Consider the following 7,428-nt stretch of genomic DNA (forward strand, 5'->3'; position numbering starts at 1 on the left):
TCTTTGTATTCGTCGTTTTACAATTTACTCTGCTAAGCCGTTCTTATAAGCATAGATTGCCGCCTGTGTGCGGTCTTCCACTCCTAATTTGGCGAGAAGGTTCGTGACATGGAATTTTACCGTCTTAATCCCGATAATCAGTTCATCTGCGATATCCTGGTTAGACTTCCCTTGTGCCAATAAGCGAAGAACCTCCATCTCACGATCTGTTAGCTCCGTATGTGCGGGCGCTTCAGCCTGTGGCTGGCGAAACCGATTCATCATCTTAGAGGCCACCTGCGACTCTAGTACGGACTGTCCACGTGCAGCTGCACGGATCGCATCCGCGATCTCGGAAGCACGAGACGTTTTAAGCAAATAGCTGAATGCCCCTGCCTCAATGACCGGATACATTTTCTCATCATCCAAATAACTCGTCAGTACAATCACCTTTGTCTCTGGAAGCAGGCGTGTCACTTGGCGTGTCGTTTCGATACCATCCATGCCATCCATGACCAAATCCATTAAAATCACATTTGGCTTGTACTCTGATGCTAAGCGTATGCCTTCTTCTCCGCTTCCGGCCTCGCCGACCACTTCAATCCCTTCTTCTGTCCCCAGCACCGCCGCAAGCCCGATCCGCACCATTTCATGGTCGTCTACCAGCAGTACGCTAATCGGTAATTCCGTTTCCATGATCATCGTTCCTTCCGCTTTCATCATAAATAACTGGCACAGACACCTCGATCCGTGTCCCTTTTCCCGGAGCCGTTATATACTGAATAGCTCCCCCAATTTCACTGACCCGCTCCTGCATGGTGGATAATCCATATGATGTCTGCTTTTTCTCATCCATTTCAAAACCAATACCATTATCCCGAATCGTCAACCTAATGGAATCCGGGCGTTGCACAATACGAATTTCCATACGAGTTGCTTTGGCGTGACGCAATGTATTAGACATCGCTTCCTGAACAATGCGAAACAAGTGATTCTCAATGCCCTTAACCAACTGTACTCCGCTTTCCATCTCAAAATCAATCTCCATCGGTACCTTTGCCTGTAATTCCTGTACCAAATCACGCAAACCCTGCTCAAGCCGTTTTCCTTCCAGATAGACAGGCCGTAGATGAAGTAGTAACGCCCGCATTTCGGATTGTGCCACGGAGGACATTTCTTCAATTAATGCAACTTGACGCTGCGCTTTATCAAAATCCTTGTCCAGCGTCCTACCCACAGCCGTCGCTGTCATTGAAATAGCAAACAATTGCTGCGATACTGCGTCATGTAACTCTCTGGCCAGCCGCTGCCGTTCCTCCACAATCGCAGTCATCCGTGCCTGTTCTGCTAACTGAGCATTATCCGTAGATAATCGTTGTAAAGACGTTACTTGTTCCTGCCATTTACGCCCGATTCGTTCCAACTGCTCTCCTAGTCTGCCAAGCTCATCATGCCCTAGAGGTGGCAACTCACGTGCAGGGGTTCCCTTTTCCCACATCAGCAATGTCTCTCTCAACATTTCCAGTCTGCTTTTAAAGCGATAACTTTCATAAAATCCGTACATTGCCCCTGTACCAATCAACACCAGTATAACGGCTCCTGCTACTTTCAGTATCATTCCCCAGGTTGGGAACGACTTCACATATCCATATGTATACAGCATATAAAAGACAACTACGCCCACAACAACACACAGGAGGATACCTTCACCCATACTGCGGGTTACCATGTTGGACGTTTTTTTGTGATTCATCCCGGTTCCTCCTGGTTCAATAAAATCGAATACGGACATCGCCCGCCAAGTACGAAACGACAAACTTCACTTTATATTCACTCTGTTCAAAATGAGGAGACTTCCACACCAGTCGATTGAGCATCCCCGCCTCATGATCCCGGTCGAACTGAATCTGACCGAACAATACGAACATCTCCACCTCTACACCGTAATTATCCGGCAGCGTGATGTCAATGTCACCGAAGATCCCCTGTAAAAATATGACGGGCTCACGTTCCTCTGGAAGAGCGAGCGTCAAATCGGCATCCACATCACCAACCACATGCCATATGCTTGTGCTGCGCAAGCTCCATGGCACTTCATCCCATTTATGATTGGATATGAAATTGTGTTTGAATATGGAGCTTTGACCTTTATGCAGCTTCCTGGAACGTGAATAGAACACAGCCAGCGAAGCCAATGTGATCACTACAAACAAGAACAAATGATCCAGCACCAGCAGACCGGCACCGATGGCAAGCATCGTATAGCCCTTTTTGATTTTGGAATTGCGGATCTTATATATTCCGGCCAACATTAGGATCAGTGCAAACACGGAGAGGAACCCAATCCACTGACCGAATAAAATGATAATCCCGATGCCAATCCCTGCCAGTGCCAAGGCTGATTTTCTTTTCTCCATGCTGCACCCCCTTTTTTGTTTATATCGGAAGGAAAAGCCATAGTGGCGAAATATATCGCCATATGGCTTCCGAACCGTACAGATTGAGCACTGTTATTGGTCAGTGTCCATCTATACAGCATATCATAATGTTTGGGTTCCGAGTAGTTAGTCCTTCTTCATATCTACAGGTTTAGCACCTGCCTGAATTTTGGACTTCAATTGTTGAAGCTGCTCATCCACTTTAAATTGTTTTTCAGCTTCTGCGGGATTAACATATGCCTCTCCCGGTGCTTGACGATAAGGGGCACGCAGTACGTCAGCTTCTGCCTCCATTTGCATGATTTTTTCCTCCATGCGGTGGAAGCCCAGCGAAGCAGACCCGCTTTCAATCGTGTGCAAACTATTGATTTGCGACATTTGCTTTTTGGCTTTTGCCATTTGAGCACGAGATACCAGCTCATTACGCTTATTGCGCATTTTGTAGAATTCATCCTTCATTCCATGAAGCTGCTGTACCAGTTCTTTGGCTTGGAGCTCGGCTTGAGTGTGCAAGTCACGGTATTCATCCTGCTTTTGCACAAAATAAACCTTCTCGCCCAGTAGCTTGCGTGCTACTTCTTCCTGGCCATTTCGCAATGCAGATTCAGCCTGCTTTTCGCGCTCATTGGATACACGCACAGCCTCCTCCAAACGCTGTTTCATACGACGCTCATTTGCCATTTGCTTGGCGACCGTTACCTCAGCCTCGTGAATTTCTGCCTCCATATCGCGCAAGTACTGATTTAACATGATAATCGGATCTTCAACTTTATCCAACATTTCATTCACCGATGCTCTTGTCATATCCTTCATTCTTTTAAAAATTCCCATTATTTACGTTCTCCCTTCTCGAATTGCTCTACTTTTTTACGTAACTCTTCCAGTTCCTTTTTCATTGCTTTTTTCTCGATATCTTCCATCATGGAATCCAGATCACTGTTGTGCCCTGTATTAAATTTGGATGAATAGCGGGCATCCTGACCAAACGGGTTCGAGTTGCCGTATGCTCCGCCTTGATTGTAACCAGTTCCTTGTCCATACTGCGTTCTAGTACTACTACCGCCATAATAGCGTGGATCTTGATGGGTATAGGGACCACTATCTGGACCAAATCCTCCGTCGTAAGGAGATCTTGGTTCCTTGGAAATAACCAACGCTGCAATCACATAAATCATAAATGTGGTGCCTGCTGTAATAAAGAAACTGATCACAACCAAAATACGTATCCAAGTTGAGTCCATTCCTGTTGCGTCAGAAAGACCGCCACATACTCCAGTTAATACTCTATCCCGGTTTGATCGGTAAATTCGGGTCATAATTTACTTACTCCTTCCCGCTGTTGTTCAGCTTGCTTTTCAGTCTCGCCCACTCTTGTTCGAGCAGCGATCCACCGGTGTGAGCATCCCTTGTATACTCCTCACCCCGGCGCAATTCACGCAGACTCATCGTTTCTGCTTCCATATCAGCTACCCGGTCTTCCAAGCGGTTGAACATTCGGGGAACATTTCGTCCGCCGTATGTACCTGCCCGTTCGTTCATTTGCTGCTGGAGTCTTAACGTTTGTACACGTGCAGCGTAATACTGACGCTTACTGTGTACCGTCTGGTATTCTGTTTTTAATGTATCCAGCTGTTGCTCCAATTCACGTAATGATTCACGGCTCTGTTCCCACAGTTCTCTATACTGCTCTTCTTTTTCTGCATACAGCATTTTTTCCTGAAGGGCTAGCTTTGCGACGTGTTCTTCATCTGCTTTCAAAGCCAGAAGCGCCTGTTCCTCACGTTTGGCCTGCATGGACAATGCATGATCCAACTGCTGCTTCATTTGTCTTGTATGCACTGCATACTGCTGTTGAAGCTTTTCCGCTTCGGCGATTTCCTGCCGGGTATTATATAGGAACTGGTCAATGAGTTGTACCGGATCTTGGCTTTGTTCCAAATGCTCATTGAAGGTTGCTACCGTAATATCACGCATTCTTCGAAAAACACTCATTGGCGTCTACTCCTTTCACAATTTCGTATTTTCATCATTTCTTGCTCTTTGCTTTCGTACATTATTCTTCATCCTCAAACTGTCACATTCAGTAGCGACTTCTACGGTCACTCAGCATAGATACACCAAATATGATTAACCCGATTGCCAGCAGTGGTCCAATTAGCCAGGATAGCTTGCCCAGCAAAATCAGTACCCCGAGCACAAGCACGATCCAGCCGAAGAGTGCATTTCCTCTTTTCACACCGTAGTACCCCAGCATAACCATGGCTATCGGAATTAAGTAACCAATCAGATGTCCTACAAAGTGACCGAAAAACGGAGTAAACTTACCGAGCAGCATAATCGAACCCAACACGATCAGTACAATGGCTAACCCATTCCCTTTGTTAACTCTCATCATCTCTCACCGCCTTTCACTGTGTCTTGCTTATGTCCTTATTGTACGCTGACCTAGCGTTTGGCAAAACGGACCCCAGACGGTTTTTGAACCTAGACCTAAGTCGGGGATGGATATAGACCTGCGGCTATCCTCCTCTATGCTGCTCTGCTGCAAGGGATGTTGAGTGCCGCTTTCCTGCATGCTTAGAGCGTAGTGAGAGGACGAGACAAGCAAATAAAGCTACCGCTGCAACCATATATGGCATATTAATATGAACATCAAACAGCAGTCCCGCAATTAACGGTCCAATGACATTCCCCAAGCTGGTATAGGACGAGTTCATACCCGCTACAAACCCTTGCTCATCCCCAGCCTGCCGCGATAGAGAAGTGCTTACTGCCGGGCGAAGGATATCCATAGCCAGAAAAATGATAAAAGTCGTCAGCATAATCATCACGTACTGCTCAGCAAATAAAGTTAGGAAAATAAACAGTCCTCCAATAGCCAAGCAAAGGTGAATTACTTTTTTCTCACCAAAACGGTTAATGATCCAACCAAATATAGTTGCTTGCACAACTGCTCCTAAAATAGAGCCTGTCGTTATAATGATGGCAATATCCATTGGTGTAAAACCATATTTATGGTCAACAAACAGTCCAAATACCGTTTCAAAATTTGCCAATCCAAAAGCAACGACAAATACAATGAGCAAGCCCATGAAATACGGAGATTGATAGGACTTCGCAAATTGCTGTAAAAGGTTTTCTTTTTCCCGCGGAAGCTCTCTATTGTACTGTTGCTTTTCCTTGCTCAAAGACTCCGGCAACACGAGCAGAGACAAAATAGCCGCTATCCCTGCAGCACCTGCCGCCGCAAAGAAGGGAATACGTATTCCATAGGAAGCAAGCAAACCGCCAATCCCTGGTCCGATTATGAAGCCTGTGTTAATCGCTGCATTAATCATCCCCATACCCTTGCCTCTTTCTTCAAACGAGGTCACATCAGCGACGTAGGCCATAATAGAAGGAGTAAGCAACGCTGCCCCTACCCCGCCCATGATTCGTGCAACAAACAAAGTAGGGACGGAACTCGCCAGTCCAAAAACAAGCTCTGACAGCATAAAAATGAACATTCCAGAAACAATCAACTTTTTACGTCCATAACGGTCAGATAATTTTCCTGACAGCGGTGATAATAAAAGCTGTGTCAACGCAAAAGCTGCAACCATCAGTCCCATTGAAGAACCGTTCATCCCTAGCTCACTTATAAATTTAGGTAAAACAGGAACAACTAATCCAATCCCCATGAATGCTAAAAAAATGTTAAGCATCAATAACAGCATTGCTCCCCGATTTCTTGTCAGTATAGACACATATTTCCATCCTTCCTTTTCAGAACCCCTTTTATTTATCAATAGTTAATTTCAGTATCCCAACTTCAAAAACAAAAAAACTCTAATTGTTTTATTAGTTTTCACATAAAAAAATAGCCTCTTTTAATATGCACATATTATTAGGCTATTTTTGGTTTTCGACTAACCCAAATAACAATATATCTACAATGGAATAAGTTGCTTCCTCTACCGTCACACTGTTATCCAGAAAGAAACGCTGATCAAGCGTTAAATTTACTGAATCAATAATAAGCTTCATGATCAGAGCCTCATTTTTGTTCACAATAATTCCTTCTCGGATACCTTCCTGAATTAATGATCTAATCGGAGACCAATCATTTAAATCAGCATGTACTCTTTTCCATTGCTCAGGATAATATTTTTTCATCTGGTCTAATATTCTTAAATCATAAAACTTATAATACAGCGGCATAACCCTAATCGACTGTTTAATCTTTTCTAACAAAGATAATTCATTGTTTTGGATAATTTGTTCTGTCTTTTGAATCATATCATCATTTGTACGCTCAATCAGTGTCTCTAAAATAAGCGTCTTAGATGAAAAATTCTCGTACAATGTACGCTTACTGATGGCAAGTCTTTTCGCAAGATCATCCATAGTAAATTTCAAGCCATTCTCATGAACTTCCTCTACAAAAGCTTCCAAAATTCTTTCCTGCATATGCATTCCTCATTTCTCTTACACTTAATAAACTATAAATGTTTTTTCAGTACCACCATCCTACTACAACCTCAAAGTCCCAGTCAAATATAAACCTAATTAAAAAGGATCTCTGCAAAGTTCTTATCTTCCACTCATCTGGATCCAAGTTAATCTTGTTGCCAAAGTTAAGAATACGAATAATAAAAAGGATGATAAAATGCATTAAAGCATTTTATCATCCTTCTATATATACCGGCGAGAGGACTCGAACCTCCACGGTTTCCCACTCGATTTTGAGTCGAGCGCGTCTGCCATTCCGCCACGCCGGCATATTAAGTTATGGAGGCGCCACCCAGATTTGAACTGGGGAATAAAGCTTTTGCAGAGCTTTGCCTTACCACTTGGCTATGGCGCCAGAGTATAAAAAGCGGACGACGGGAATCGAACCCGCGACCCTCGCCTTGGCAAGGCGATGCTCTACCGCTGAGCCACGTCCGCATAAGATGGCTGGGGATATAGGATTTGAACCTATGCATGACGGAGTCAAAGTCCGTTGCCTTACCGCTTGGCTAATCCCCAA

Annotated in this window: 9 protein-coding genes and 4 tRNA genes; all 13 read right to left on the reverse strand. The window is 44.4% G+C overall.

Translation table 11 applies throughout. The annotated features are described in order from the left end of the window. Positions 1 to 24 precede the first annotated feature (24 nt). Positions 25 to 675 (reverse strand): response regulator, encoded by a 651-nt coding sequence (locus tag KSP24_RS14055; protein WP_013372995.1) that lies wholly within the window; start codon positions 673 to 675, stop codon positions 25 to 27. Further along, complete coding sequence (locus tag KSP24_RS14060; RefSeq protein ID WP_013372996.1) at positions 653 to 1,732, reverse strand: sensor histidine kinase; 1,080 nt, start codon at positions 1,730 to 1,732, stop codon at positions 653 to 655. The genes KSP24_RS14055 and KSP24_RS14060 overlap by 23 nt, the downstream gene beginning before the upstream one ends. Before the next feature lie 16 nt (positions 1,733 to 1,748). After that, on the reverse strand, positions 1,749 to 2,396 hold the full coding sequence (gene liaF / locus KSP24_RS14065) for a cell wall-active antibiotics response protein LiaF (RefSeq protein WP_013372997.1): 648 nt from the start codon (positions 2,394 to 2,396) through the stop codon (positions 1,749 to 1,751). Positions 2,397 to 2,543: 147 nt separating this feature from the next. Next, positions 2,544 to 3,248, reverse strand: coding sequence for a PspA/IM30 family protein (locus KSP24_RS14070; protein WP_013372998.1), 705 nt, complete (start codon positions 3,246 to 3,248; stop codon positions 2,544 to 2,546). After that, complete coding sequence (locus KSP24_RS14075; protein ID WP_013372999.1) at positions 3,248 to 3,733, reverse strand: PspC domain-containing protein; 486 nt, start codon at positions 3,731 to 3,733, stop codon at positions 3,248 to 3,250. The genes KSP24_RS14070 and KSP24_RS14075 overlap by 1 nt, the downstream gene beginning before the upstream one ends. 7 nt (positions 3,734 to 3,740) lie before the next feature. Next, positions 3,741 to 4,409, reverse strand: a complete 669-nt coding sequence (locus KSP24_RS14080; RefSeq protein WP_040102898.1) for a PspA/IM30 family protein — start codon at positions 4,407 to 4,409, stop codon at positions 3,741 to 3,743. An 88-nt stretch (positions 4,410 to 4,497) separates the two neighbouring features. Continuing rightward, a complete protein-coding gene (locus KSP24_RS14085; RefSeq protein ID WP_016324716.1) occupies positions 4,498 to 4,809 on the reverse strand; it encodes a LiaF transmembrane domain-containing protein in 312 nt (103 codons plus the stop codon). A 127-nt stretch (positions 4,810 to 4,936) separates the two neighbouring features. Then, a complete protein-coding gene (locus KSP24_RS14090) occupies positions 4,937 to 6,163 on the reverse strand; it encodes an MFS transporter (RefSeq protein ID WP_216975462.1) in 1,227 nt (408 codons plus the stop codon). Between the two features lie 145 nt (positions 6,164 to 6,308). Continuing rightward, positions 6,309 to 6,866: a TetR/AcrR family transcriptional regulator gene (locus KSP24_RS14095; protein ID WP_216975464.1), complete on the reverse strand. Its 558-nt coding sequence runs from the start codon at positions 6,864 to 6,866 to the stop codon at positions 6,309 to 6,311. A 232-nt stretch (positions 6,867 to 7,098) separates the two neighbouring features. Next, positions 7,099 to 7,177, reverse strand: a tRNA-Leu gene (locus tag KSP24_RS14100). Positions 7,178 to 7,188: 11 nt separating this feature from the next. After that, positions 7,189 to 7,263, reverse strand: a tRNA-Cys gene (locus KSP24_RS14105). Between the two features lie 11 nt (positions 7,264 to 7,274). After that, a tRNA-Gly gene (locus tag KSP24_RS14110) sits at positions 7,275 to 7,346 on the reverse strand. A gap of 6 nt (positions 7,347 to 7,352) precedes the next feature. Next, positions 7,353 to 7,427: transfer RNA gene (locus tag KSP24_RS14115), tRNA-Gln, on the reverse strand. Position 7,428: the final 1 nt, after the last annotated feature.

This window comes from Paenibacillus sp. AK121 (assembly GCF_019042715.1).
Classification (GTDB): domain Bacteria; phylum Bacillota; class Bacilli; order Paenibacillales; family Paenibacillaceae; genus Paenibacillus; species Paenibacillus polymyxa_C.

Excerpts from the sequence above, each read along its gene's own strand:
- KSP24_RS14060 (WP_013372996.1), bottom strand. The coding sequence starts at position 1,732 with ATGAATCACAAAAAAACGTCCAACATGGTAACCCGCAGTATGGGTGAA.
- KSP24_RS14095 (WP_216975464.1), bottom strand. The coding sequence starts at position 6,866 with ATGCAGGAAAGAATTTTGGAAGCTTTTGTAGAGGAAGTTCATGAGAAT.
- KSP24_RS14085 (WP_016324716.1), bottom strand. The coding sequence starts at position 4,809 with ATGAGAGTTAACAAAGGGAATGGGTTAGCCATTGTACTGATCGTGTTG.
- KSP24_RS14055 (WP_013372995.1), bottom strand. The coding sequence starts at position 675 with ATGGAAACGGAATTACCGATTAGCGTACTGCTGGTAGACGACCATGAA.
- KSP24_RS14075 (WP_013372999.1), bottom strand. The coding sequence starts at position 3,733 with ATGACCCGAATTTACCGATCAAACCGGGATAGAGTATTAACTGGAGTA.
- KSP24_RS14080 (WP_040102898.1), bottom strand. The coding sequence starts at position 4,409 with ATGAGTGTTTTTCGAAGAATGCGTGATATTACGGTAGCAACCTTCAAT.
- liaF (WP_013372997.1), bottom strand. The coding sequence starts at position 2,396 with ATGGAGAAAAGAAAATCAGCCTTGGCACTGGCAGGGATTGGCATCGGG.
- KSP24_RS14070 (WP_013372998.1), bottom strand. The coding sequence starts at position 3,248 with ATGGGAATTTTTAAAAGAATGAAGGATATGACAAGAGCATCGGTGAAT.